We start from the raw sequence: 25,740 nt of genomic DNA, 5'->3' as shown, positions 1-25,740 counted from the left end.
AATTCTTCCCTGGCTTTCAATAGCGAATACTCGCAGAAGTGAATGAGTATCCGCCATGAAAGCCAATACATAGGATATTTTCGCCAGTTTTTACAAATTTCCTCATTCATACGCTAGATATTGTAAACTCGATAGGGAACGAGCATTATGATTCTACGATGGCCCTATTTTTACGCTTAATGTGCGCTCAAGCCTGCTGAGGACGCTGTCCGTAACCGGAAGTCCCAGCTGCTCCATAGCATATAAGAACGAGCCTACAACAGGTGGAAAATGCGGATCCATCAAACGGAATGGTCTTCCCGGATCATCTGTGGAGATACGCTTAAGCTTTCCCTGAAAATAAGTGCTGTTCGCCACGCTCCCGATGCACGCAACCCGCAGCGTTTCGGCCTGAAAATGCCGTCCGAGCAAGCGGATGCCGACCACGATCTGGTGAATGGACCGGTCGCAAACCGCTTGGGCTAATGAACTGCCTGCCGCTGCCGCCTCCGTAACATAAGGGGCAAAGGCTCCAAATACCCGGTCCCTTTCGCGGCGGTCATCATGGAAACCGTCCCTGCCCAGGAGTGCAAGTTCCCCAAGGTTGGCTGCATTCCAATGCGAGAGCATATCATGAACCAGGCGCCCGTCAGTATCGTCCGTATGTCCGGCAACTGCTTCATAAACGGCGTCATAGACCAGAAACCTGGCTGCGCTTGCAGCATAGTGATGATAGTCGTAATTACGTATGTATTGCCCTTCTTCATTGATACCGAAAATAATTGAGCCTGTACCGGAAATCACCACGACGCCTGGCTTTGCCATCAATGCACCATAATGGGCAGCGACCGCATCGTTTACGTGCCACTTGGGGCATGTCATATCCGGTAAATGGGTCAGTTCCTGCACCCATTCTAAATCCTGATCCCGGTCGTAACCGGCGATGCCTGCGGCCATGCCGCAAATTTCCCCAGGAGAACACCCCGCGACGGAAAGGGCTTTGCGGATCGCCGTCTTGACATTATCCGTAGCCTGGTTATCCCGATGCTGCGATGCCGCTTTCTGATCCTCGATGTACGCAGCGATGTTTCCATCCGGACTTGCGATGATCACTCTGGTATTGGAGCCCCCTCCGTCGATTCCCATAATCAGTTTCCTTCCAGCCATATAATCCCCCTGCCCCCTTATCTCTACCATCCAATCACTAACCCGAGAAGAACTCCCACCTTCATGGAAGTTATTTACTAGTTAGGTTTAATTCGACAAAGTTCTCTACATATCCTCCTCTGTTGCATCGAGTGTACGATAGGAACAATGATCCAAGCTCCTCGCAAAAAAAGCAGCAAAAAACCGACCGAAAACACCCTCAGAACGACCCAGGACTCCGGATCATTCGAGGGTTCTTGATCGCTTCCTTCAAAGCATCTTGGTTTGCGGCTGCCTGTTATCCTACGGAGAGAATGGGAATACTTTGATTCGTACCCCTGTTTATCCAGATCCTTCTCATGTCCATGCCGGGTACGATCAATCGAGTACAGTTCGGGTATGTATATATGATGCGGTTTATTTTGTAAAAGGAGGTTGCACTCATGTTGGAAGGAAACAGACCGATGCCGGCAGAAGAAGGCTTGGATCATAGTTTAGCTTTTCTTAAAGAAGGCTATTTGTACATCACGAACCGAACCCTCGGATTTCAATCGGATGTATTCGAGACGCGTATGCTTGGCGAACGGGCCATTTGCATGCGCGGGGAAGAAGCCGCCAGGCTGTTTTATGACGAGGACAAATTTATCCGGTTCGGTGCGGCACCCAAACGCGTAATCAAAACGCTGTTCGGTGAAAACGGGGTTCAAACGCTGGACGGCGAAGCCCATCGCCACCGGAAAGCGATGTTCATGTCCCTCATGTCCGACGACGCGATGCAGCGTATACGGGAGCTGACCCGAAAATATTGGGAGATTGCAGCGAAAAACTTTGAAACGCGGAAAGAAGTCGAGATTTACGAGGAAGCCAAGGAATTGTTATGCCGGGTTGCCTGCGAATGGGCTGGAGTTCCGCTTGAGCCCGAAGAAGTACGAGAGAAAACGGGCTGGTTCGGTGCGTTGTTCGAATCTCCCGCCTCCATTGGAATCACTTATATGAAAGGCCGGAACGCCAGAACCAAGGCGGAGTCCTGGGTCAGCGGCCTGATTGAGGACGTGCGCGCCAACCGTTTCACAGCGCCGGAACATTCGGCACTGGCCGTGATCTCTTTTCACCGGGATCTGAATGGCCAGCTGCTCGACTTAAAAACCGCCGCCGTGGAAATGCTGAATATTATTCGTCCGATCGTCGCCGTTTCCATTTATATCGCCTTTACCGCACTTGCCGTCATTCAACAGCCTGGAGAGCGGGAAAAGCTGGCCGGATCGGATGAGGTGCGGCTTGGCCACTTTATCCAGGAGGTCCGCCGCTTCTATCCTTTCTTCCCCGTGACGGCGGCACGGGTGGCAGAGGATTTTGTCTGGAAAGGTTATCGATTTGAGCAAGGGGCGTTAACCATGCTGGACCTGTACGGCACCAATCACCACCCGGACCTGTGGGACAAGCCGGAGAAGTTTATGCCGGACCGTTTTCATCATTGGAGAGGATCCCCTTTCAGGTTTATTCCTCAAGGCGGAGGCGATCATGATACAGGGCACCGGTGCGCCGGCGAATGGCTAACCCTGGAAATCATGAAGGAGAGCCTCGACTTCCTGGCCAACCGGATGAGCTATGACGTGCCACAGCAGGATTTAAGCTACAGCTTCAGCGATATTCCGTCGCTGCCTCACAGCAACATTGTCATTCAGAACGTCCGAAGTGTTTAGATATGAATTTGCTTATGTTCCGCAGCCCATGCTTTCCCTGAACAGAGAAAAAGCCGCAGCAATGCGGCTTTTTCTCATGCATCTGATTGATCATTATCGGGGTCCATGCCAAAGGACCTGGATTCACATGGCAGCCAGACCTCTTTTTTTGCGTAATGACTTAGCGCTGTTTCCAATCGATTTTGCCCAGAATGCGCAGCACGCTGCGGACAAGCATTTGGAAGCTGCCCATGACGAACAGCCACACGCCCGCCGTTTGCATCGACTTCTGAAAAAACAGCATGCTGCCACCAATGTAGCACAGCGAAATGATGATGTCGCTCGCGATCCGCAGAACCTTGCCGGGTTCATGGACCACAAGCCGGTGGTGCCGGAACTTGACCACCCAATGCCAGTGATGTTCATCCGTCTTAAGTTGCTCAAACTCCATGAGATGATGGCGGATAATAAATCAGCTCCTTTCTGTAACACAAAGAGGACTGCCTGCACAGGAGCCCGCATCTTTTTATAAGAAAGTGCGTTTTATTTCATTACCCGCCCCACCCTTCATGAATCAATCCCATGAGCCGTTAATAAAACGTACCCACACCTCAGTAATTTTTAGATATAGGCAAATTTTACTCCTAAATGGAAACCTGTTCGGATATGATGAAAGTAATTCTTACGGAAAGGGTGTTTTCTATGAAAAAAATCGCCGTCTTACCTACCAACGGGAGGGCGACTATACTTTAACCCTCCTGCATTACGGGAGGAATCCAATTGAATTCCAGAATCAAAAAATTCATTTCCTACTATAGACCTTACAAGGGACTGTTTGCCGCCGATATGGCATGTGCCTTTATTTTGTCGGCGATTACGCTTGTTCTTCCGCTCGGCGTCCGCTACATTACCTCCGAGCTGCTTGACGGTGCTCATTCTGAAGCGCTGTCCCAAATCTATGCCGTCGGTGCAGGGATGCTCGCATTGGTCATTCTCCATATTGCCTGCGAGGTGTTCGTGGATTACAAAGGCCACATGATGGGCGCGATGATGGAAGGCGACATGCGAAGCGAACTGTTCGAGCATCTGCAGAAGCTTTCGTTCCGTTTTTACGACGAACAAAAAACCGGCCAGCTGATGACCCGGACCACAAACGATATTTTATCCCTTGCCGAGCTGTACCATCACGGACCGGAGGACCTGCTCATCTCGATCTTGAAATTTACCGGTGCGTTTATCATTTTGATCGCGATCGACGTTAAGCTGACTTTGATCGTCTTTCTGTTTTTGCCGGTGATGGCTGCGTACGCGTTTTATTTTAACCGGAAAATGAATGCGGCTCTGCGAATCAGCCGGGACCGGATCGGGGACATCAATGAGCAGGTGGAAGACTCCCTCGCCGGAATTCGTGTGGTCAAATCGTTTACGAACGAGCACGTGGAGATCCGCAAATTCGCCCGGGCCAATGCCCGCTTTCTCCAGAGCCGGAGCGACGGGTATAAGAGTGAAGCCATTTTCTCCGGCGGAATGATCGGCTTTACGCAGCTGATTACCGTCGCCGTTATCGTCTTCGGCGGTGCCGCTATCCTCCACTCGTCGATGCAGCTTCCGGACTTGCTGACCTTCTTTTTATGCATTGGCATTCTGATCGAGCCCATTCAGCGGATGGTGAATTTCGCAAGGCTGTATCAGGAAGGTATGACGGGGTTTGACCGGTTCATGGAGATTTTGGAGGTAGAGCCGGATATCTGCGACTCGTCAGGTGCGGCAGAGCTCGGCCATGCCGAAGGCAAGGTGGAATTCCGGCAGGTCTCCTTCAAGTATAAAGACGATCACCGGGAAGTGCTGGCCGACCTGTCTCTTACCATCGAAGCCGGCGAATACGTAGCCATTGTTGGTCCGTCCGGCGTCGGGAAAACGACGCTGTGCTCCTTGATCCCCCGGTTTTATGAAGTCAGCGGAGGAACCATTCTTCTGGATGGCAAAGACATCCGCGGATTGACTTTGCGCTCCCTCCGGCGGAACATTGGCATCGTCCAGCAGGATATCTACTTATTTGCCGGCACAGTTATGGAAAATATCCGTTACGGCAACGTGGAGGCGACCCGCGAGGAAGTCATCGAGGCGGCGAAAAAGGCCCATGCCCATGATTTCATTATGGGGCTGCCGGACGGCTATGATACCGACATCGGCCAGCGCGGAATCAAGTTATCCGGCGGTCAGAAGCAGCGGCTCAGCATTGCGCGCGTGTTTCTCAAAAATCCGCCCGTGATCATCTTTGACGAAGCCACCAGTTCCCTTGACAATGACAGCGAGCAGGCAGTACAGTCGTCGCTGGAGAAGCTGTCCGACAACCGTACGACGTTGGTGATCGCCCACCGGCTGTCTACGGTCCGGAATGCACAGCGGATCATCGTGCTGACCGATGACGGGATTGCGGAACAGGGAACGCATGAAGAGCTTTTGGCACTGGGCGGCACCTATGCGCATTTATATAACATGCAGCTTAAGTTGTGACCGGCTGCTCCCCTACAAAAAACCATCCAGCCCAATAGGGATTTCTCCCTGAGGCTCTGGATGGTTTTTGCTGCTTCAGACTACTCTTCGTAAATTTTGGTGAGCATTTGGCCCAGCTCCTGCAGCGCCTGCTCTTCCTGCTCACCGTCGGCTTCCAGCCGGATTTCATCGCCGGCGGCAATGCCCAGGGTCAACAGCCCGAGGGAGCTTTTGCCGTTGGCTTTTTTCTCGCCTTTGAACAGCGTAACTTTACAAGGGAACTTATTTGCCTTCTCTACGAACAGTTTCGAAGGGCGGGCATGAAACCCTTGCGGGTGGATGACGGTAAAAGTTTGGGTTACCATAGCTTATGCTTCACTCCTTAGTTGTTGGTTGACAAAATCAAGCACCTCTTGCTGGGTGCTCATACCGATCGCCTGCTCGGCCAAGCCTGCCCATTCCTCTCTGGACAAGCGGGAAATCAGTTCTCTGGCCGGGAGTACGGACGAGGCGCTCATGCTGAATTCGTACAGTCCGAGGCCGAGAAGAAGCGGAATCGCTGCCGAATCTCCGGCCATTTCACCGCACATGCCGGCCCATTTGCCGTGGCGGTTAGCTGCCTGGATCACAAGCTGCACCAGACGAAGAATCGACGGATGATGAGGCTGATACAGATAGGCAACCGATTCGTTCATCCGGTCCGCCGCCATCGTGTACTGAATCAGGTCGTTCGTGCCTATGCTGAAAAAGTCCACTTCCTTCGCCAACACATCAGCGGCGATCGCTGCAGCGGGAATTTCGATCATAATGCCGACTTCAAGCGTATCGGACACCTTCGTGCCCTCCTGCTCGAGCTTGGCGCGTTCTTCCGCCAGAATCCGCTTCGCCTCACGAAGCTCGCCCAGGACGGCGATCATCGGGAACATAATGGCTAGCTTGCCGTGCATGCTGGCCCGAAGCAGCGCCCGAAGCTGGGTGCGGAACAAATCCTCCTTCTCCAGGCATAAACGGATGGCCCGCTGGCCCAGAAATGGATTCATCTCTTTCGGCAGCTGCAGGTAAGGCAGCTCTTTATCGCCGCCGATATCCAGCGTACGGATGACGACGCGCTTGCCGTTCATTTTCTCCAATACATGCTTGTATACGGAATACTGCTCTTCTTCGGAAGGGAACGAGCTGCGTCCCATATACAGAAATTCGGTACGGAACAAGCCAATGCCGTCCGCCCCGTTCGCCAGCACCTTCTCCAGATCGTCAATACCGCCGATATTGCTGGCCAGCTCTACCTGAACGCCGTCAGCGGTGACCGACGGCCGGTCCACGTAGCTGCGCATGCGGGTCTTATACTCTTCATATTCTGCCTTACGGGTGGAATAATCGCGGAGCTGCTCATCCGACGGATTGACGATGACCTGCCCGGCCGTAGCGTCAAGAATGATCATATCCCCCGTCCGAATCTCAGAAGCATCCGCACCGGTCCCGACGACGGCAGCCAGCTCCAGGGAGCGGGCCATGATGGCGGAATGCGACGTCCGGCTTCCGATCTCCGTGACGAAGCCCCGGACGAATTCCAGATTTAACTGGGCCGTATCCGACGGGGTCAAGTCTTTGGCAATCAGAATCGTTTCGGCGCTCAGCTCGGACAGCGCGCTGTGCTCCCGTCCCTCCAGCTTGCTGATGACCCGTCCCGTGATATCCTTAACGTCCGCCGCGCGTTCCCGCAGCATCTCGTTATCCATGGACTGCAGCGCTTCGATGATGCTGGAAGCCACTTCGTACAGGGCATATTCCGCGTTGACGCCTTCGCTCTCAATCTGGTCCAGCGTCGTGTCGATCAGGTCCGGGTCGTCCAATAGAAACAGGTGAGCTTCGAAAATCTCGGCCTTCTGCGGTCCAAGCCGCTCCAGCGTCGTTTCCCGGATCCGGTCGATATCAGCCTTGGCCGCATCCACCGCGCTGCGAAGACGCTGTTTCTCGGCCGCAGGATCGTCGACCTTTCTCTGCTGCGGGATGGACTCCTCCGCTTCCAGCCGGTACGCTTTGGCAATGGCGATGCCCGGTGATGCGGGCACGCCGGTCAGCAGTTGGCTCATGGGCCATACCTCCTTATTTTACGTTGGAATTCGTCCATCATGAACATGCTAGTTTTCGATCGATTATTGATGATTGTAGGCCTTCAACACTTTCTCGGTCAGCATATGGTCTGGATCAAGACCGCTTACTCCGGCAAAAGCCTGGCGGGCGCCTTGATCCGCGATCAGGCTCTGCAGCTTGACGGCCTCCGGATCTTCTGCGAAGTCGAATTTAAGAGCCAGCGCCATGACCTCGGTCAAATGCTCGAAGGAACCGCCCTGCTCCCAGGCACGAAGCGCCGGCCGGACCAGGCGGTCATCCGGAGACAGCTTACGGATCGGCGACCGGCCGACCCGGACAACCTCGTCGCTCAAATACGGATTGCGGAAGCGGTCCATGATCGTGCGGATATAGTTCTCATGCTCCGCAGCATCAAAGCCGTAAGCACGCACGAGCATGCTTCCCGTTTCCTGAAGCGCACCGGTAACCAGCCCGGCGACTTCCTCATCCTTCATCGCTTCCTGGATGGTCGCATATCCTTTCCGGTATCCGGCATAAGCCGCGCTGCAGTGACCGGTATTTACTGTGAAAAGCTTGCGCTCAATATACGGAATCAAGTCGTCAACGTAATGAACACCTTGGATTTCCTGGGAGCCGGAGAACATTTGGGATCGATTGATCACCCATTCGTAGAACGGCTCCACCGTGACAGCTAGCGGATCCTCATGATGCTGCAGCGGCACGATACGGTCTACCGCAGAATCCGGGAAGGCGGCAAAAGAAGCCGCTTTTTGCTGCTCTTCGAGCGACAAATGGCCCATGACATGTTCTTTCAGCTGCGTGCTGGCGCCGATGGCGTTCTCGCAGGCAATGACATGCAGCGGAGCTGCTCCGCGCTCCATCCGAAGCTTTAAACCAGCTGCAATCCCCGGCGCGATATGTTTCAGAATGTTCACTCCCACAGCCGTCGTAACCATATCGGCGGAAGCCACTGCTTCTGCAACCGCTGCGGGATCCCGGCCGTCAATGGCGTTAACGCCCTCTACCGGGATTTGCTTCCCGCTCTCGTCGGCAATGGTGACCGTGTAAGAACCGCGCTGCTGGATCGTTTGCACTAACGACTCGTTCACATCGGAAAATACGACCTCGTAACCCGACTGCGACAGCAGCAGCCCGATAAATCCCCTTCCGATATTCCCTGCGCCGAAATGTAGAGCCTTCATTCTTCCATCCCGCTTTCAAAGATGCTCAAAATTTCCTCGGCGGTCTTCGCCGTACGGATGCCTTCCATGCTGTCCTCATCCGAGCAAACCATGGCGACGCTGGTCAGAATGTCCATATGCTCACCGTTTTGGGCAGCAATCCCGACGACGAGTACCGCCGGCTCATCCCCGCCAAAATCAACCCCATCCGGAATTTGCAGCACGGCCAGTCCGGTCGATTTGATCATCCCTTTGGCTTCGTTGGTCCCATGAGGAATGGCAAGGCCTGCACCCATATAAGTGGACAATGCGTTTTCGCGTTCAATCATCTTGTCGACATATTCCTGATCCACATGTCCGGCATCAACCAGCATTTGGCCGGCGAGGCGAATGGCCTCGTACTTATCGGAAACTTTAACATTCACACGAATTTGATCTGCGGATAAAATACTCATGATGATCACTCTCTCTCCAATTTGTTTTTTAAGTATGCACGGAGATGGGCGGACATTAGTTCCCTAATGCGCCCTTCATCCCCCTCCGCAAGGGCTTCAATCATATCCATGTCCAGCAGCGTTGCGCTGATCTCGCTCAGCACCTCCAGGGTTTCCCGCTCGAGCTGCCGCGGAGCCAGCATCAGCAAAAAGCGCGACAGCTCAACGTCACCTGAGTCATCCAGCCTGAGCCGTTGATCCAGTTCAAAGAGCATCAATGCCGGCCGTTTCACCGCATCGCTGCGCGTATGAAACAGCGCCAGCTCCGTGCCGGGAATCAGCTGGGTCCCGTGCTGTTCCCGCTGCAGCAGCAGAGCCGCGACAGCTTCCGGGTCGATGATCACGTCCCGGAGCGCCGGCGCTGTACAGGCGGCACGAAGCCATTGATCAAGGCTCGGCTGCCCTTCAATCCGCAGCGGCAGCACACGGAAAGCTTCCAAGAGCTCAATGCTTTGCTGGAGGGTTTGGTGTAATGAACGCAAGCCGTCGATATCGGCTGTGCCGTCCGCTTCCCGGCGGTCGGCAGGCCAATCTCTCAGCTCCGGTGCCAAATCCTCCAGCAATCCTGGCAGCGGCTGGGCATCCGCTGTTAAAGCGTCCGGCAGCGGCTTCACGCGGCGGTGCCGGATATAATCCCGGAGCTTCTCCGCTTCGGTTGGCGTAAGCAGCGGGCTCAGCTTCAAATATTGTTCCTCTGGCAGCGGCAAATCGACGGTACTGATGATCAAATCATAGTCCGTTCTCGGTATCCTTGCGGCCTCATACCATGAAGCCTGTTCGACGATTTGGAGCTGCGGAAATTCTTTGCGCAGCCGAACTGCCAGCATTTTCGAAGAGCCGATTCCGCTCGTACAAACGATCACCGCGCGCAAATGCTGGGGGATCTGGCCGATCCGCTCCCGCGCGGCTCCAAAATGCATCACCAGAAAAGCGATCTCCTCGTCCGGGATGCGGACGGAAGGAAAAACAGCGTCCGCTGCCTGCCGGACCCGGCCGAACAGCTCGGCATAGTCCTTGCGGATCGTATCCAGCAGCGGGTTCCGGATCCGCTGCCCTGCTGTGATTCGTTCCATCGCCGCTTTCAAATGCATGAACAAACCGTCCCGAAGGGAGCGGTCAGCGGTGTAGTCGTTCGCATCCAGTTCCATCATTTTGCGGATGAGCGAGCGGACCGTGCCGGCAAGCTCCAGATCGTCCGCCGGAAGCATTCCTGTCGAATGAGCCAAGGCTCTTTCAAGAAGTTCTGCGGTATACCTCACTTCAGGCAGCGAATATTCCATGTTCAGAACTTCACTCAACTCATCGCATAAAAGTTCAGCAGACTTCATTTTATGGTCTTGAGCCGGCATAGCGGATGGCCGGTCAAACCGCCGCAGATTGATAAGGCGGTCGGCTTCCGCTTCAGTGACTGTGATGCCCTTGCGAATGCGGGCTGCCGCGATGGACAGCCGGATCAGCAGATCGGTATAGGCTTCCTCACTGAAGGATTCTTCCTGATGCCGCTCCTCCCACTTCCACAAGGTTTCTTCGATCGCCGAAATGCGGTCCGCCCCGGCCATTGAGGCGATTCGGGCATCCACTGGATGATGCGGATTCTGCTCCGAGTACCCGATAAGCGACAAGTCATCCAGCCGGAAGCGGACGAGCGTACGAATCGCCTCGCGGATCAAGGGCTCCGAGCCGGTAATTTCCACTCCATAGCCTCGCCGTCGGATCAGCAGCAAGCCTTGTTTGCCGATCCAGTCGGTCAAATCGTCCAGATCCGCTCCTACGGTCGGTACCGTGACCTTCATCTCGTGGGCAAGCGTAAACAGCTTCACCGGTTCCCGTGAACCAAGCAGCCGGGCAAGGAGGTATACCTGCCGCTCATCCGCCGAATATTCGATCTCGGCGGGCATGAGCAGCTCCGATCGGACTTGTTCAATTTGAGAAGGGTCACCTTCTACACTGAGGCCGGAACCGGCTTTCCGGTGAAGCGTAATCCCGTGCCGATGCAAATAACTCTCGACCGTGTCCAGCTCCCTGTGCACCGTCCGCGGGCTGACCCGAATGCTGCTGGCGATTTCGGCAACCGTACTCTCCGAAGGGCTTCGCAGCAGCAAATCCAAGATCTGTCTTACACGGTGTGACAATTCCATGCCCATTAGCCTCCAAAACGGCCGCAAAAGGCGCTTGGACGCCGGCACATATGCCCGCATCCATTCGCCTCAAGCGTTTTTATAGTTATTTCAAGCGTTCGACAAGCTCGTCATATTCCGGACTCTTCAGGAAGTTGTCGATGGAAATATGCTCTGCTTGCGGCGCTACGCCGCGAGCACGGTCGGTCAACGTTTTATGCGTGACAACGATATCCGCGTCGGACGGAATGTCGCTGATCGCCGTGTTCGTGACCTCGATCGGCGATCCGGCGGCTTTCATCTTCTTGCGAAGGATGGAAGCGCCCATGGCGCTGGAGCCCATGCCGGCATCGCAGGCGAAGACGATTTTGTGAACCTCGTCTTTGCTCTTCTGTCCTTCAGCTGTGCTTGCCGCCGAAGGAGCCGTTGCTTCTTTCGCCCCTTCTTCCGCAGCGGCCGCCGCAGCAGCCGGAGTTCCTGCAGCTTTCATGTCTTTCATACGTTTCGTTGCTTCTTCAAGATCGTCCTGGTCTTCTTCCGTCTTCTTGCTGGTTTTCAGCAGAAGCGCAGCCACGACGAAGGATACGATCGCAGCGGTGATGACCCCGCTCAGTACGGGTAGGATTTCTCCCCGCGGCGCCATGGCCAGGTAAGCGATGATGCTGCCCGGAGATGGCGGGCCAACGAGTCCCGCGTTCAGCAGCGAGAACGTAAATGTGCCTGTCACGCCGCCGGCCATTGCCGCCAGAATGAGGCGTGGGTTCATCAGAATGTACGGGAAGTAAATTTCATGAATCCCGCCAAAGAAGTGAATAATCGCCGCACCCGGTGCAGATTGACGTGCAGAACCCCGGCCTACGATCATGTAAGCGAGCAGGATACCGAGTCCGGGACCCGGGTTCGATTCAAGCATGAACAGGATGGACTTGCCCGCGGTCTGCGCTTGTTCAATCGCGATCGGGCTCAACACCCCGTGATTGATAGCGTTGTTCAGGAACAGCACCTTCGCCGGTTCGATCAAAATGTTGACGAGCGGAATCAGGTGGTGGTGAACCAGAAACTCAACGCCGGAGGAAAGCACGTTGGTGACGGCTTCGATGATGCGTCCCACGATTGAATAAGCGATCAGGACGAGCACACCGCCGATAATGCCGAGCGAGAAGTTGTTGACGAGCATTTCGAAGCCGGACTTGATTTTGCCTTCGACGGCTCTGTCAAACTGTTTGAGCACCCAGGCAGCTCCTGGTCCGACGGCCATCGCGCCGAGGAACATCGGAATGTCGGTTCCGATAATGACGCCCATCGTGACCAGGGCGCCGATCACGCCGCCGCGCTGCTTGTGCACCATCGTACCGCCGGTGTATCCGATCAACAGCGGGAGCAGGTACTTGATCATCGGGTCGACCAGCTTCGCGAGATACTCGTTCGGAATCCAGCCGGTCGGTATGAACAGTGCCGTGATCAAGCCCCACGCGATGAACGCTCCGATGTTCGGCATGACCATGCCGCTCAGGAAGCGCCCGAATTTTTGAACTCCGACCCGGGCGGCACCGGATGCGGAGGAAGATGTGGATTGGGCCATGAGGATAACCTCCTTGTAAACTTTTGTCGAACGGTATTTTGCAATACGTCGTTCGTCCTATATCCATCCTAGCCGACATCAACCTGACACTCAATAAAATGAAAACGCTATATTGTCAGGAGCCCTGATGACAAAACTTTATGAATCCTGCCTAAACCCTTGATGCATCAGGCTTTTGCAGGTCCTGGTGAGGATGACATGCAGGGGAAACATTCGGGCTAAGTTCACTCCGGTCAGCTGTGACTGCGTTCGTTTAATCTGTAATTTTCCAAGATTAAGTTTTCCTTTATGGAACCTGATCATGGGTAGCTTTTCCCATTAAGTGGACCTAATTCAGAAATTACCGATTTTTCACAAAATAAAAAAAACGTCTATCGACGTACCTTCACAGAAGACAGACCGCCTCTAATGGAAGTTTTTCTTGCAATATCAGGAAGCCATGGCTCTGGAGTTTATACTTTCTGATATTAAAAAAAGCGCCCTGGTTTAGGGCGCTAGCGTGTATATGTGTTGGCCATATCCTGCATGAAAGACGTCATCTCCCAAAAAGCCATCCGCCGTTGACGTTCAGAATTTCTCCAGTGACATAAGATGCATCCGGCGAAATCAAGTATAAGACCGCGGCGGCTACCTCGTCCGGCGTCCCCGGACGTCCGGCGGGAATACTCGGGATCAACTGCTGCAGTTTATCCTCACGGTGGCCAAAACCGGTATCCGTAATCAAGCCTGGAGCCACGGCATTCACCGTTATCCCTCTGACGCTCAGCTCTCGGGCTGCAGCGTACGTAAGGCCATGGAGCCCGGATTTCGAGGCGGCGTATGCCAGGGATCCGGGGCCGCTTCCACCTGTAAACGCCCCGATCGAGCTGATATTGACGATCCTGCCGCCCGGACTTGCCAGGTATGGCCCGGCGGCAGCCGTCATCAAAAATGCCCCCTTCAAGTTCACGCCAATAATGTCATCCCAGAACCGTTCGGAATCTTCAAGAGGCGCTCCGGTAGAAACGGCCTCACCCATGAGCCCCGCATTGTTAATCACTATATCTAAACGTCCGTTTTGGTGGACTACCTCCTCGACGGCCCGCTGTACATCTTCACGACGGCGTACATCCGCTTGTACCCATGAAGCGCCTTCGCCCAGCCGCTTACATGCTTCCCTCAGGGAAGCTTCGTGTCTGCCAAGGATCATGACACCGATTTCTTCTTGTATGAGCCTTTGAGCAATCGAGAATCCGATTCCACTGCTTCCGCCAGTTACGATCGCTGTACGTTTCATTGGAGTCATCTTGATCACCTTTCCCTTCGCCATGTGTGTGACATTGGATGAATTCTATTGTAATATCAATCCAATCATAAGTGAAATATCGGTTATATATTTCTGTAATAAGTTTTACTTATTAAAAAAGGGAATTGGAGGATCAATATGGAACTGAGGCAGCTCAAATATTTCGTCACTTTGGCCGAGGAGCTGCACTTCGGACGGGCAGCCGATCGGGTGGGCATCGCCCAGCCTGCACTTAGTCAGCAGATTCGCCAGCTCGAACAGGAGCTTGGCGGGGCCTTGTTTATCCGTACCAAACGAAGTGTTTCGCTGACATCGGCCGGAATTTTATTTTATGAGGAAGCCAGAAACTTGCTCTACCACGCGGATCGTGCCGTGGACAAGGTTAGGAGCGCATTGTCGGGGATGATCGGAGAACTCAGGATCGGATTCGTGGAATCCGCAACTTGGGACATTCTTCCTCAGGTCATTTCTGCGTACCGTCAAAGATATCCCGAAGTCCAAATCACACCATGCCATTTACATTCATCTTCCCAAATCGAAGCTCTGTTGGATGGCACGCTTAGCATCGGTATTACAGGCATTCCCGTGAACGAGCCGCTTCTTATGTCCTACTCCATCCGGAGCGAGCCTTTCTGGGTCGCGCTCCCTCCCGAACATCCTTTGGGTAACCGCCATACTGTGTATATCGGCGAATTAAGCAGGGAATCGTTTATTACTACCAACCGGGAAGTAGGAAAGGTTTATTATGATACCATGATTCAAATATGCATGGAGGCTGGGTTCAGTCCAGCCATTGTTCAAACAGCCGACGAAATGCATACGTTGTTGTCGCTCGTTTCATCGGGTCTCGGCATTGCCCTGATTCATGAATCTGCCCGGCATTTACGCACCGATCTCACATATAAGCCTGTACTTGGAGTTAGCCAATCCGCATACAGGATGTCTTTTGTATGGAAAAAGGACCACATCTCTCCTCTTCTCCAAGGCTTCTTGGATACCATGCAAAAGCTCTACCCGCAGCAGGATCATTAATTTGGAAAAAAATAGTTTGTTGCGCTTTACATCGATAACTGTTTTTGTTACAGTTTATTTGATGATATACAACTAATTCGGGAAAGGAAGTCGGAATAAATGAAAATTGCGATTATCGGTGCCGGAAATATCGGAGGAAATCTCGCCCGCCGCCTGACCAAACTCGGACATGAAGTGTCCATCGCCAATTCGAGAGGCCCACAAACCTTGGCTGCACTTGCTGAAGAAACGGGAGCAGCGCCCAAGGAAGTCACGGAAGTGGCGCAGGGTGCAGAAGTGGTCATTGTGACGATTCCTCAGAAAAACATTCCTGACCTTCCTGCCGGAATCCTCGACCATACTGCACCAAATGCCGTGATTATCGATACGGGGAACTATTACCCCCGTCAGCGCGACGGTCTCATCGCGGAAATTGAAGCAGGTCTGCCGGAGAGCCGCTGGGTGGAACAGCATCTGAAGCGGCCGGTGAATAAAGCTTTTAACGGCATATCCGCACAAAATCTGCTGGAACGCGGTCTGCCGAAGGGCAGCCCTGGACGTTTGGCCCTGCCGGTGGCTGGAGACGATCCCACCTCTAAGCAGGTCGTGCTTGACCTGATTGAAGAACTTGGCTTTGACGCCATCGACGCCGGCGGACTGGATGAGTCCTGGCGCCAGCAGCCGGGTACGCCAAGCTACCGCGAGCACGACGCCGACAGCCTTCGCCAAGCGTTGGCGGAAGCAAGCCCCGAGCGCCTAGCGGAGTTTAGAGCTTGATCGCCATATAAACAGAACAACAAAAATCCCCTTTGTCTCCACCATAACGGAGAAAAGTGGATTTTTGTTCTTTATAACGGTATCGGATTACCTTGCCGAAGACTATACAAACACTTTTTCAAAAGCCGGAAAGCCCGCTTCCCGTCCCGGATAGTTCACTTCACCCCGCTGATCGTAGCCGAGACCCCGGTACAGCTTGAGGGCAGGCGCATTTTTGGCGTATGTATCAAGCCGGATGCTTTTGTATCCATTCTCTTGGGCAAACTGTTCCGCAAAAGCAACCAGCTTACGTGCGATTCCTTGTCCTTGGGCCATCGGATCCACCGCGATCCGGTGCATCATCAGATGCGGCCCCTCGGTCTCGGTCCAATCGATCTTGTCATACTGCTCGTCTTGATGCTGATCCAGCACCATGATGCCAAGAATCCGTCCGTCGTCTTCTGCTGCGAACAGCGTCCCCCGGCTCAGATCTTCCCCGATGACATCTCGGTTCGGATACTCGTCGTCCCATTGGTCGCTGCCGCCTTCCTGCATGACCTGAACGCATCTGGAGATCAATTGCATGATCTCTTCCATCTGATCTCTCCGGCCTGTTCGAATTTGAATACTCAAAGCTTGCACCATCCTCGTCCTATCGAAAATCTAACCTCAATGCTCATATCCGGCATAATCGATCTCGAGAAACTGGATCACTTCCGGATCCCAACGGTCCCTCACAAAAGCCACGTGCTGCGGATGAGCGTTATAGGCTTCATAATCCTCACGGCTGTCAAACCTCATGGAAAAACCAAAGTCATATGTATTCTTGGGGCTGATTTCCCGGAATACTTGAAATTCCTTTACCGTAGGAATCGAGCTGAGCGCAGCTCTGCCGTCCTCCAGAAATCGCTGTTCAGCGGACGAACCCTTCTCATGCTTCAGCGAAAAGATGACCGAATGGATGATTGCGCCGTCTTTCACGTTAACACTCCTTTTTTCATCGAAATGACAAACGAGTCTTTTACTATTATAAAGGCTAATCAAAAAGATGGACAGCTTCAAAGCGTCCCCGGTTCTTGGTTGTTCACAACCTTCATAGAGGTCTGCAGCTGTCGCGCACCGCTAACCGATGACCCAAAATGATATCTTCCGCTGTTCGCTTTTCTCCTGCAATGAACTGAAGCAGCGTTTCGACCGTCACCTCGCCCATGCGCTGAATAGGCTGCTCCATAGACGTGATCCGGGGCCGGACGAGTTCCGTCATCTGGCTTCCGTCAAAGCCGATCACCGAAATATCGTCAGGAACCTTCAGGCCGTAATCGATGATGCAGTTGACTGCCCCGATCGCCATATCGTCACTAACGGCAAAGACCGCCGTCGGTTTATGTTTGTAACGCAGGAACTCACCCATCAGTGCATAGCCGCTGTTCACCTTGTAATCACCGAAACGGACCAGTTCATGGACAAATTTAATTCCATGGTTCGCCAAAGCATTCCGGTACCCGCTGTACCGGTTTTGGCCGGAAGTCATATCCCGCATGTCCCCGCCGATAAAAGCAATCTGCTTATGCCCGAGTCCGATTAAATATGTCGTTGCGTCATACGCTGCGGCATAATCATCCACGATGACCGATACGAAGGATTGGTCCATCGGCTTCACGCTGGAGAAGATGACGGGAATTTTTAATTTCTCGATAAAATTCCGAATATCCTCATTGATCTTCTCGTGCATGATAATGATGCCTTCCACGCGCATTTCCTTGAAAATGTTCAGGTATTTGAACTCCTTGTCAATGTCCTCGCTGATATTGCAGACGAGCAGATTATAATGATTGAAGGCAGCGGTCTGCTCGATGGAGCTCAGAATGGTCGAATAAAAGCTGGAGGTCAGATCCGGCACGATGACCCCCAGCAGATTGGTTTTGTTTCTGACCAGGCTTCTGGCTATATGGCTGGGCGCATAACCCAGGTCTTCAATGGCCTGGTTGACGCGGTCCTTCAGTTCTTCCCTGACGTATTTTTCCCCGTTTAAAACACGGGAGACCGTTGTCGTAGAGACACCGGCCCGTTTGGCAACATCCTTAATTTTAACGCTCATACCCATCTCATCCCTAACGCTGATTAATGAACAAGGGTTGAGAGAACGCCGCATAGCCTCCTTCAATATAGGCGCTTACGCGGACATACCCTTCGTCTCCCATACACGAATAAGTCACTTCCGTAATCCGTCCCGTTTCCTCATGCAGCACCCTGCCGTCTTTCCCAAACAAGGTCACGTATTTATACATCCGGTCCAGCAGTTTGTTCGACTTCAGGCGGATGCAGATCTGACGATCTTCGGTCTGAATCGATTCAAAACCAAAACCAGTGGAGACATAAAAACTGCCGCTTCGGATCGCGTCGAGAATGGACTGCTGCGAATTTTCTTCAGCAAGCACGACGTTCCAGGCCTGCTTCTCTTGTCCGTACACATGCGAATCGTCGTTTCCGAAGCCCCAAACCCGCCGTCCCGCCGATAGCATCGCGTCCCATTTATCAAACGCGATATCGTATTCGATGTTCCCGTCCCCGTTGTATACCTCGATGCCGGTCACCCGCTCCATCCGCAGCATGTCCTCTAGGTTCCAGTAATTCGAAAAATACCGGTTCGGATGGACAAGAACGCAGATACCGCCGTTATTCAAAGTCATATCAGCAAGCCTCTGGTAATTTTCAATCAAAAACTCGCTGCTGTAGCCCTCCAAAATGGAACGAGGGGGCGCAACGAGAAGCATGTGAGGCTCGCGGCTGCTGACCTCGATCGCTTCAAAAACCGTGGGGATGCTGCATTCTCCAGCCAAATCAGTAATTTTGTCATGATCCGAAATCGCGAGAAAATCATAATCGGCGTACATCCGATATACCGTATCCAGTGGAAACCAGCCGTCGCTGTTATTGGTATGATTATGAAAGCTTCCGCGAAGCCACGTTCCTCTTTTATCATAAGGGTTTTCGATGCGCATGCCAAATCCTCCCTGGTTGATCATCTTTCTGAGGTTATTCCTTAATCGAACCGATCATAACGCCTTGGGCGAAATACTTTTGAATAAACGGGTAAATGATGATGATCGGCGCTACGACAATGATGATCGTGGCCATCTTCATGGAATCGCCCGTTACCTGCATTTTCTCCAGCGCGTCATATTGGTTCATGCCTGCAGCGGATTCCAGCTTGCTGCGCATCGCTTCCGCCCGCGTGAGCATCTCCTGCAGCAGTGTCGATAGCGGCCGCAATTTTGCTGAACGGACATAAAAAGCGCCCGTAAACCAGTCGTTCCAGTGTCCGACGGCGTTGAACAACGCGATGACGGCGATCACCGGCTTGCTGAGCGGCATGATGATCCGCATAAAGATGGCGAAGTCATTATAGCCGTCCATCCGCGCAGACTCTTCCAAGCTGGGATGAATTTGCTGAAAGAACGTCCGCATGATGATCAGGTTCCAGGCGCTGTACAAGCTCGGGATAATATATACCCAGATCGTATTGGTCAAATGCAGCGATTTCAGCAGCATATAATACGGGATCATTCCCCCGCTGAACAGCATCGTAAAGAAGATCAGCAGCGTGAAGAAGCGTACTCCGGGCATCGTTCTGCTCTTTAGCGCATAGGCGCCCATCGCGGTCAGAAATACGCTCGCGACCGTGCCGACCACCGTTCGAAACAGCGAGATGCCGAAAGCCGTTACGATATTCGAGGAGGCGAACACCTCCTTGAAATTTTGGATCGACCATACCCGGGGCCAGAAGTAAATCCCACCGCGCTCCGCATCCTTCCCTGCGTTGAAGGAGAGCGCCAATATGTTCAAAAACGGAAGGACGATGGACAGGCACAGCAGCGTGATCAGCAGGTAGATTACGAAGATATATACTTTTTCACCCAGCGGCGTCCGGTAAAATGGCTTCATCCGCATGATCCTCCCATCTAGAATTTCAAATGCGTTTTAGCGTCGGCATTTTTCTGCTTCAGCAGTTCAAGGAACGCCTGCAGTCCGGAGGCATCCAGCTGCTTGGAAGCGGAGTCCAGGATCTTCTTCGCCTCATCCAGGTTTTTTGCGTAATACGCCCGAATCAGACTGTCGTCATAATTTTCGAACGCCGCCTTCAGCTCGGTTCCCTGATCAAATTCTCCGATGAAAGATAAAGGTGTGTAGCCGTCCACAACATTCGCTTGTTTGCGTTTGTCATCCCAGCCCCAGTAATCGGCGATTTTCAGCGCGCCTGCATTCACTTCCGGAGCAACCGCGTCGCCGTACTCCATTTCCCCGAAGTCGGCCATCCGGTCAATATCCGTCGATCCCAGCAGCTCACCCCAATAGTTGCCGACACCTGCAAAGCCAAGCTTCTTCGCTTCCTCGGGATTGTTTTGCTTCAAATCCAAAATATCTTTGTTGGCTAGAGGGTTCCCCTTGGCATCCAGGGTGTAATCCCTCCCTTCAATCCCATACTGCCACAGCAGCTTTCCTTCCCGGCTTGCCAGGAAGTCCGCCAGCTTCATGATGTCTTCCGGATCTTTGGTCGTTGCCGGAATCGCCCAGGCCGAGTATCCGGATTTATAATCGACCTGCATTTGGTATGGACGGTCAACATAATTGATCGGGCCCAGCGGCAGGTAATGCATATCGCGGTTAAACTCCTGATAATTGTGCATATCTCCGATAATTCCCCACGTTCCATTCAGTGCGCCTTCCGTCGCCCGGCTTTCGTCCATCGTGAAAAATTCGGGATGCAGCAGTTTCTCGCTCAGGAGCTTTTGCACATACTCGACTTTTTTCAGTGCATATTCGGTCTGGCTTTCATGCAAAATGTTACCTCCTGCATCCTTTTTGATCCGCTGGTCGGCGCTGCCCCACTCCAGGTCGTTAAACAGGGCGCCGACCTCCTTGCCTCCCCAGTAAGAAGGACCGATCGGAACGACGTCCTTGCCGTTCTTATCCTTGAACCCGCCTGCCTTGATCTTTTGCGCAAGCTCATACAGCTTCTGGGTCGTATCAATCGTGCGCGGATCCACATGCAGAGCATCGGCAATATCCTTGCGGATATAAGGACCGCCGGCATATTTACGGGTCGAGTATCCGCCTTGTCTGGCGATATTCATATGGACGAAATAAGACGATCCGCCGAACTCCGGCCGGAACATGACGCCATACTTCGTGTCAAGCGGGAGGTAGTCGTCCTGCAGATATTTGCTGTAAATCTTCGTGTCCTTCATCAGCGGCGTAAGGTCCGTAAACATTTGCTCTCTGGCCGCTTTCAGCACGACCTGCATTTCGGGCCGGCCGCTGTTGTTAAGATAGAATGTTATAAAATCGGGCAGGTCGTTCGACGCCAGCCCCGCAATGAGTCCGTCGATGGAATGGTCCGCCACCATGATTTCGATTTCCAGGTCGATGCCTGTCATCTCTTTCAGCTTGGCTTTGATCTCCGCATTCATATCCTCCGTATAGTCATCCGTCCCCATAAAGACAAGCCCTTTTACTTTGCGGTCCGCAATCCAAGTCGCAGGGTGATTTGCCGTACCCGCATCCTGATTAGCCGCCGTCGGTTCGCTGTTTGGACCGCTTGAATCATTTCCGCTGCACCCAACTAGAAGCATGGAGGCGATAAGCGGCATGGACAACATTTTGAACCACGTTTTCCCTTTCAGCATTTCGGCATCCCTCTTTTCAAATAATTGGTCAATGGCCTTTCCCCTGTCTTTACATGGATGCAATGCTGGATTCGATATGGACGCAATAATATTGTTGCAAAGCATATGGTATCGCTACCATACCGATGTATCAGAAACTCTTCTTGAGATACGGTTGGCAGTAACGACAAGGATCAATCCGATCAAGCCCTGCATTAATCCCACAGCCGTTGCATATCCGTATTGGCCGCCCTGAAGACCGATGCGAATGACATAAGTATCCAGAATTTCAGAGAGCTGCATGTTTCCCGGAGTTCTCAAGAGGTACAGCTGATCGAATCCGGCGGACAAAATATTACCCAGTGAAAGAATGAACAAAATGAGAATCGTTGGACGGATGGAAGGGAGAGTGATGTACCAATGTTCCTTCCACTTGTTCGCCCCGTCGATTTTGGCCGCCTCGTACATATCCGGATTGACGCCGGCGATCGCCGCCAAATAGATAATGGAGTCCCATCCGATCGTCTTCCATAAATGGCTGCCGAACATAATGGAGTAGAAATAATTCGGTTCCATCATATAAAAGGTGCTTCCGTCCCCGCCGAAATAAGACACGACCTGGTTGAGCAAGCCGTTATCCGGAGCAAGCAGGCGTTGAGCAAGCCCCACGACCACTACCCAGGACAAAAAATGCGGGAGATAGGCGATGCTCTGGGCGATGCTGCGAAAATAACGGTTGCGGATCTCGTTGAACATCAAAGCCAGAAGGATCGGAAAAGGCAGGCCGATAAACAGCTTCATGCAGGATATGATCAAGGTGTTCTTGATGAGCATTGCGCTCTGATAATCATTGAAAAAACGCTCGAAGTACTTCAGACCGACCCACGGGCTTCCGAGGATTCCCGTATTGAACTTGTATTCCTTGAAGGCCAGGATCAGGCCGACCATCGGTATGTAGGAAAATACGATAAAAAAAGCGAGGCAAGGAAGCAGCATGATGTAGAGGTATTTATGCAGAAGAATGTTTTTCCATCGTTTGCCGGGTGTCTTTCCAGGTACAGCTGCTGTTTTCACCTGGGTTTGCATGGACTGGGATCACCTTCTTTTTTGTGGATGATTGCTGATGAACCGAAGCGGTGTCTTGTATGCCGCCCGTCACCCTTAATCGTTGTCATGATCAATGCATATCTGTTCTCTTAGGGCTGAATCCCCCCCTTTCACTAAGAATGGCTTTTCAATGTCGGCTTTAATTGGAATATAGTCTCTCAAGATGAGGTGTAAATCAAAAATGGTTGCGCTTTTTGTAAAATATTACATTTCTGTGGTTGAAACCAAGAGCCGAATCCGATCCCGATCGATGGTTAGCATCGATATCTAAATCGTTATTGAGTGCGTATGGTAGCGATACCATATTAAGACTCTTCACTTCTTCTTGAAGCTTAGTAACATAAACTCGAAGCGAAACGGGCTTTGGACTCTCCCCCAAGGAACTGTGTCGTAACATGAGACTGGAAATGTGAGGTAAGCGCTTTACCTTGAAGAAATTATAATCTACTCCAGCATGAAAGCGCAATCATTATTTTTGTAATATATTGTCTATGTTTGTAAAATGGTTGAAACTCCCTCATTATGTCGGGAAAAGCGATGGAATCATCGGGTGATCCACAATGGGAATCAACAACAAAAAAAGCGCCGTTACACGGCGCTGGTTGTTCCACGGACCACGAGTTCCGGCAGCAGAACCAGGCGCTGCTTGGAGGGCTTGCTTCCGTCGATTTCGCCTGTGATCAGCTGGACGATTTCTTTTCCCATTTGCTGAACGGGCTGGGCCACCGAAGTGAGCGGCGGATCGATAATTGTCGCCAGCACCGTGTTGTCAAAGCCCACGACCGAAACATCCTCAGGTACGCGCAGGCCAAGCTCCCGGGCAGCCTGCACGACTCCGATCGCCAGCAGATCGTTGCATCCGAAGATGGCGCTTGGCGGGTTGGAGCCGCTGAGCAGCTCCTTGGCTGTCGCCTTCCCTCCCTCTACATGAAACGGACTGACCGCCACCAAATTCTCGTCATAAGGGATTCCTGCTTCTTCAAGCGCTTTCCGGTAACCGCGAACCCGTTCCTTCGAGCTCATCACAGCCAAATCCTCCGCAATCACGGCAATGTTCCGGTGTCCGAGCCCAGTCAAGTGAGACGCAGCCAGATAGCCGCCTAAGTAATCGTCCACGAGCACGGTATCCACTGCAAGCAGCGGCATTTCCCGCGCGATGACGGCTACCGGAAGCTTGTATTTCATCAGCTGCTTCATCATGGCGTCGTTGCGGGCGCCAGTGGCGATGATGATCCCGTCGGCGCTCTTTTGCCGGAGAACGTTGATGTACCTTTCTTCCCGGGTCAAGTCGTTGTCGGTGCTGCAAATGACCAGGCTGTATCCAAGATCGTGGGCATGATCTTCAATGCTGCGGGCCAGCTCGGCAAAAAACGGGTTCGCGATATCCGGGATCAGGAGCCCGAGCGAATACGTCCTTTTCTTGGTCAAGGCGGATGCGACGACGCTCGGCTGGTAGTCGATCCGCTTCATCACGTCCTGCACATGCTTTCTTGTCTTGTCGCTGATCCGGCCGGTCTGGTTGATGACCTTGGATACCGTGGCAATGGACACGCCGGCTTCCCGGGCGATATCGTATATCGTCGCCACCCTCGTTCCCCCTTCCTTAACGCTGCTCTGTACTCTAAGTATAGGGAAAGTTCCAGTCTGTGGCAATTTGCTCCATGATCAATAGCGGGCCACAACCATTTTCTTGCGTGTGTAGAATTCCACCCCGTCTTTGCCGTTGGCATGAAGATCTCCGTAAAAGGATTTTTTGTAGCCGGAGAAAGGAAAAAACGCCATGGGTGCCGGTACGCCTACATTGACCCCGAGCATGCCCGCGTCGATCGATTCCCTAAACTCTCGAATCGCTTTGGCGCTGTCCGTATAGATACAGGCCCCATTGGCAAACTCGGACTTGTTGGCAATCGCTACGGCTTCCTGAAGGCTGTTTACCCGAACGACCTGAAGTACAGGCGCAAAGATTTCGTCCGTCCAAATGTTCATACCAGGAGCGGCGTGATCAAAGATGGTCGGGCCAAGAAAATAACCTTTTGCGTTGGCCAAGGTATGATCCCTGCCGTCCAACACAAGCTGCGCCCCCTCCTGTATCCCCTTCTCAATATAACCAATGGTCCGGCTCTTATGGGAGTCCCGGATCACGGGTCCCAGGAAGGCATCCGGTTCCATACCGTCGCCTACGGGGATATTCTTGGCGGCTTCAGCCAGTCCGCTCACCAGCTCGTCGGCAATATCGCCGACGGCCACGACGACCGAGCAGGCCATGCAGCGTTCGCCTGCGGAGCCGAAGGCCGCGCTCGTGATCTCTTTGACCGCGAGCTTGAGATCGGCATCCGGCATGACGATGGAATGGTTTTTTGCGCCTCCCAGCGCTTGTACCCGTTTACCGTGAGCCGCTGCCGTCTTGTACACGTACTCGGCCACAGGCTGGGAGCCGACAAATGAAATCGCCTTGACGTCTTCGTGCTCAAGCAGGCCGTTAACGACGTCATGCGCACCGTGAACGATGTTGAACACGCCGTCCGGGAGCCCAGCTTCTTGGAGCAGCTCCGCCAGCCGGTTCGCGAGCAGCGGTGTCCGTTCGGACGGCTTCAGCACGAAGGTATTTCCGCATACGATCGCTAGCGGGAACATCCAGCTCGGCACCATCATCGGAAAGTTAAACGGCGTGATGCCGCCGACGACGCCGATCGGATAACGGTACATGGCCGACTCCAGTCCCGAGGCAATATCCGGCAGGTTGCTGCCCATCAGCAGCGTCGGTGCGCCGGCGGCGAACTCCACGCATTCGATACCGCGCAGCACCTCGCCGTATGCTTCCTGGTAGCTCTTGCCGTTTTCCAGCGTAATCATCCGGGCGAGCTCTTCCCAGTGTTCCGTCAAGAGCTGCTGGAACTTGAACATGATCCGTGCCCGGCGCGGCACCGGAGTGCCGCTCCAGGACGGAAACGCCTCCGCCGCCGCGGATACGGTGCGGTTCAGATCGTCCAGGGTGGATAAGGGGACGCGGGCGATCTCTTCCCCGGTGGCCGGATTATAGACCGGCTCCGATCTTCCTCCGCCCGAAGGAACCCACCGGCCCCCGACGTAGTTGTGAAGCTGCTGCACTTGATCTTGCACTTGATCCGTCATGTAGATACCTCC

General features: G+C 53.2%; 22 protein-coding genes. 4 read left to right on the top strand and 18 right to left on the bottom strand.

Going from position 1 to position 25,740, the window contains the following annotated elements:
- Positions 1-153 precede the first annotated feature (153 nt).
- Positions 154-1,146 (bottom strand): BadF/BadG/BcrA/BcrD ATPase family protein, encoded by a 993-nt coding sequence (locus IAE55_RS01760; RefSeq protein WP_200630762.1) that lies wholly within the window; start codon positions 1,144-1,146, stop codon positions 154-156.
- A gap of 422 nt (positions 1,147-1,568) precedes the next feature.
- Between IAE55_RS01760 and IAE55_RS01755 the strand changes: the two genes are divergently transcribed.
- Positions 1,569-2,828 carry a cytochrome P450 gene (locus tag IAE55_RS01755; protein WP_200630761.1) on the top strand — a complete coding sequence of 420 codons (1,260 nt, stop codon included), beginning with the start codon at positions 1,569-1,571 and terminating at the stop codon, positions 2,826-2,828.
- A gap of 160 nt (positions 2,829-2,988) precedes the next feature.
- On the opposite strand, the gene IAE55_RS01750 is transcribed toward IAE55_RS01755, so the two are convergent.
- Positions 2,989-3,258, bottom strand: coding sequence for a YrhK family protein (locus tag IAE55_RS01750; RefSeq protein ID WP_105443203.1), 270 nt, complete (start codon positions 3,256-3,258; stop codon positions 2,989-2,991).
- Positions 3,259-3,587: 329 nt separating this feature from the next.
- On the opposite strand from IAE55_RS01750, the gene IAE55_RS01745 reads away from it, so the two are divergent.
- Positions 3,588-5,324, top strand: coding sequence for an ABC transporter ATP-binding protein (locus IAE55_RS01745; protein ID WP_200630760.1), 1,737 nt, complete (start codon positions 3,588-3,590; stop codon positions 5,322-5,324).
- 80 nt (positions 5,325-5,404) lie between these two features.
- On the opposite strand, the gene IAE55_RS01740 is transcribed toward IAE55_RS01745, so the two are convergent.
- The 7 genes from IAE55_RS01740 to IAE55_RS01710 all read right to left on the bottom strand — a co-directional run bounded on the left by IAE55_RS01740 (position 5,405) and on the right by IAE55_RS01710 (position 14,056).
- Positions 5,405-5,668 (bottom strand): HPr family phosphocarrier protein, encoded by a 264-nt coding sequence (locus IAE55_RS01740; RefSeq protein WP_200630759.1) that lies wholly within the window; start codon positions 5,666-5,668, stop codon positions 5,405-5,407.
- Positions 5,669-5,671: 3 nt separating this feature from the next.
- Positions 5,672-7,396 carry a phosphoenolpyruvate--protein phosphotransferase gene (ptsP, locus tag IAE55_RS01735; protein ID WP_200630758.1) on the bottom strand — a complete coding sequence of 575 codons (1,725 nt, stop codon included), beginning with the start codon at positions 7,394-7,396 and terminating at the stop codon, positions 5,672-5,674.
- 63 nt (positions 7,397-7,459) lie between these two features.
- Complete coding sequence (locus tag IAE55_RS01730) at positions 7,460-8,599, bottom strand: mannitol-1-phosphate 5-dehydrogenase (RefSeq protein ID WP_145157182.1); 1,140 nt, start codon at positions 8,597-8,599, stop codon at positions 7,460-7,462.
- Positions 8,596-9,033 (bottom strand): PTS sugar transporter subunit IIA, encoded by a 438-nt coding sequence (locus IAE55_RS01725; RefSeq protein WP_145157181.1) that lies wholly within the window; start codon positions 9,031-9,033, stop codon positions 8,596-8,598. The genes IAE55_RS01730 and IAE55_RS01725 overlap by 4 nt, the downstream gene beginning before the upstream one ends.
- Before the next feature lie 5 nt (positions 9,034-9,038).
- The gene (locus tag IAE55_RS01720; RefSeq protein WP_200630757.1) at positions 9,039-11,210 is read right to left on the bottom strand and encodes a BglG family transcription antiterminator; all 2,172 of its coding nucleotides are present in this window, start codon (positions 11,208-11,210) and stop codon (positions 9,039-9,041) included.
- 85 nt (positions 11,211-11,295) lie between these two features.
- Positions 11,296-12,771 (bottom strand): PTS mannitol transporter subunit IICB, encoded by a 1,476-nt coding sequence (locus tag IAE55_RS01715; RefSeq protein ID WP_145946123.1) that lies wholly within the window; start codon positions 12,769-12,771, stop codon positions 11,296-11,298.
- 535 nt (positions 12,772-13,306) lie between these two features.
- Positions 13,307-14,056, bottom strand: a complete 750-nt coding sequence (locus IAE55_RS01710; protein ID WP_200630756.1) for an SDR family NAD(P)-dependent oxidoreductase — start codon at positions 14,054-14,056, stop codon at positions 13,307-13,309.
- A 138-nt stretch (positions 14,057-14,194) separates the two neighbouring features.
- Between IAE55_RS01710 and IAE55_RS01705 the strand changes: the two genes are divergently transcribed.
- Together IAE55_RS01705 and IAE55_RS01700 are read left to right on the top strand one after the other, a co-directional pair.
- On the top strand, positions 14,195-15,088 hold the full coding sequence (locus IAE55_RS01705; RefSeq protein WP_200630755.1) for a LysR family transcriptional regulator: 894 nt from the start codon (positions 14,195-14,197) through the stop codon (positions 15,086-15,088).
- Between the two features lie 99 nt (positions 15,089-15,187).
- The gene (locus tag IAE55_RS01700; RefSeq protein ID WP_200630754.1) at positions 15,188-15,844 is read left to right on the top strand and encodes an NADPH-dependent F420 reductase; all 657 of its coding nucleotides are present in this window, start codon (positions 15,188-15,190) and stop codon (positions 15,842-15,844) included.
- 102 nt (positions 15,845-15,946) lie between these two features.
- Here IAE55_RS01700 and IAE55_RS01695 read toward each other — a convergent pair whose 3' ends face one another.
- From IAE55_RS01695 to IAE55_RS01655, 9 genes are all read right to left on the bottom strand, one after another.
- Entirely contained in the window at positions 15,947-16,456 is a 510-nt protein-coding gene (locus tag IAE55_RS01695) for a GNAT family N-acetyltransferase (protein WP_200630753.1), read from the bottom strand.
- A gap of 36 nt (positions 16,457-16,492) precedes the next feature.
- Positions 16,493-16,804 carry a Dabb family protein gene (locus IAE55_RS01690; protein ID WP_200630752.1) on the bottom strand — a complete coding sequence of 104 codons (312 nt, stop codon included), beginning with the start codon at positions 16,802-16,804 and terminating at the stop codon, positions 16,493-16,495.
- Positions 16,805-16,916: 112 nt separating this feature from the next.
- Positions 16,917-17,921, bottom strand: a complete 1,005-nt coding sequence (locus IAE55_RS01685; protein ID WP_234489233.1) for a LacI family DNA-binding transcriptional regulator — start codon at positions 17,919-17,921, stop codon at positions 16,917-16,919.
- 13 nt (positions 17,922-17,934) lie between these two features.
- The gene (locus tag IAE55_RS01680; protein ID WP_200630750.1) at positions 17,935-18,825 is read right to left on the bottom strand and encodes a phosphoesterase; all 891 of its coding nucleotides are present in this window, start codon (positions 18,823-18,825) and stop codon (positions 17,935-17,937) included.
- 34 nt (positions 18,826-18,859) lie between these two features.
- Positions 18,860-19,768, bottom strand: a complete 909-nt coding sequence (locus IAE55_RS01675; protein ID WP_116230771.1) for a carbohydrate ABC transporter permease — start codon at positions 19,766-19,768, stop codon at positions 18,860-18,862.
- A gap of 17 nt (positions 19,769-19,785) precedes the next feature.
- Entirely contained in the window at positions 19,786-21,510 is a 1,725-nt protein-coding gene (locus tag IAE55_RS01670) for an extracellular solute-binding protein (RefSeq protein ID WP_200630749.1), read from the bottom strand.
- A gap of 114 nt (positions 21,511-21,624) precedes the next feature.
- A complete protein-coding gene (locus tag IAE55_RS01665; RefSeq protein WP_105443214.1) occupies positions 21,625-22,575 on the bottom strand; it encodes an ABC transporter permease in 951 nt (316 codons plus the stop codon).
- A 609-nt stretch (positions 22,576-23,184) separates the two neighbouring features.
- The gene (locus tag IAE55_RS01660) at positions 23,185-24,183 is read right to left on the bottom strand and encodes a LacI family DNA-binding transcriptional regulator (RefSeq protein ID WP_200630748.1); all 999 of its coding nucleotides are present in this window, start codon (positions 24,181-24,183) and stop codon (positions 23,185-23,187) included.
- Between the two features lie 78 nt (positions 24,184-24,261).
- Positions 24,262-25,728: a CoA-acylating methylmalonate-semialdehyde dehydrogenase gene (locus IAE55_RS01655; protein WP_200630747.1), complete on the bottom strand. Its 1,467-nt coding sequence runs from the start codon at positions 25,726-25,728 to the stop codon at positions 24,262-24,264.
- Positions 25,729-25,740 lie beyond the last annotated feature (12 nt).

Source organism: Paenibacillus sp. S28 (genome assembly GCF_016624415.1).
Lineage (GTDB): Bacteria > Bacillota > Bacilli > Paenibacillales > Paenibacillaceae > Paenibacillus_AQ > Paenibacillus_AQ favisporus.
The sequence above is the reverse complement of the archived record's forward strand: the minus strand, read 5'-3'. Positions and strand labels throughout refer to the sequence as shown.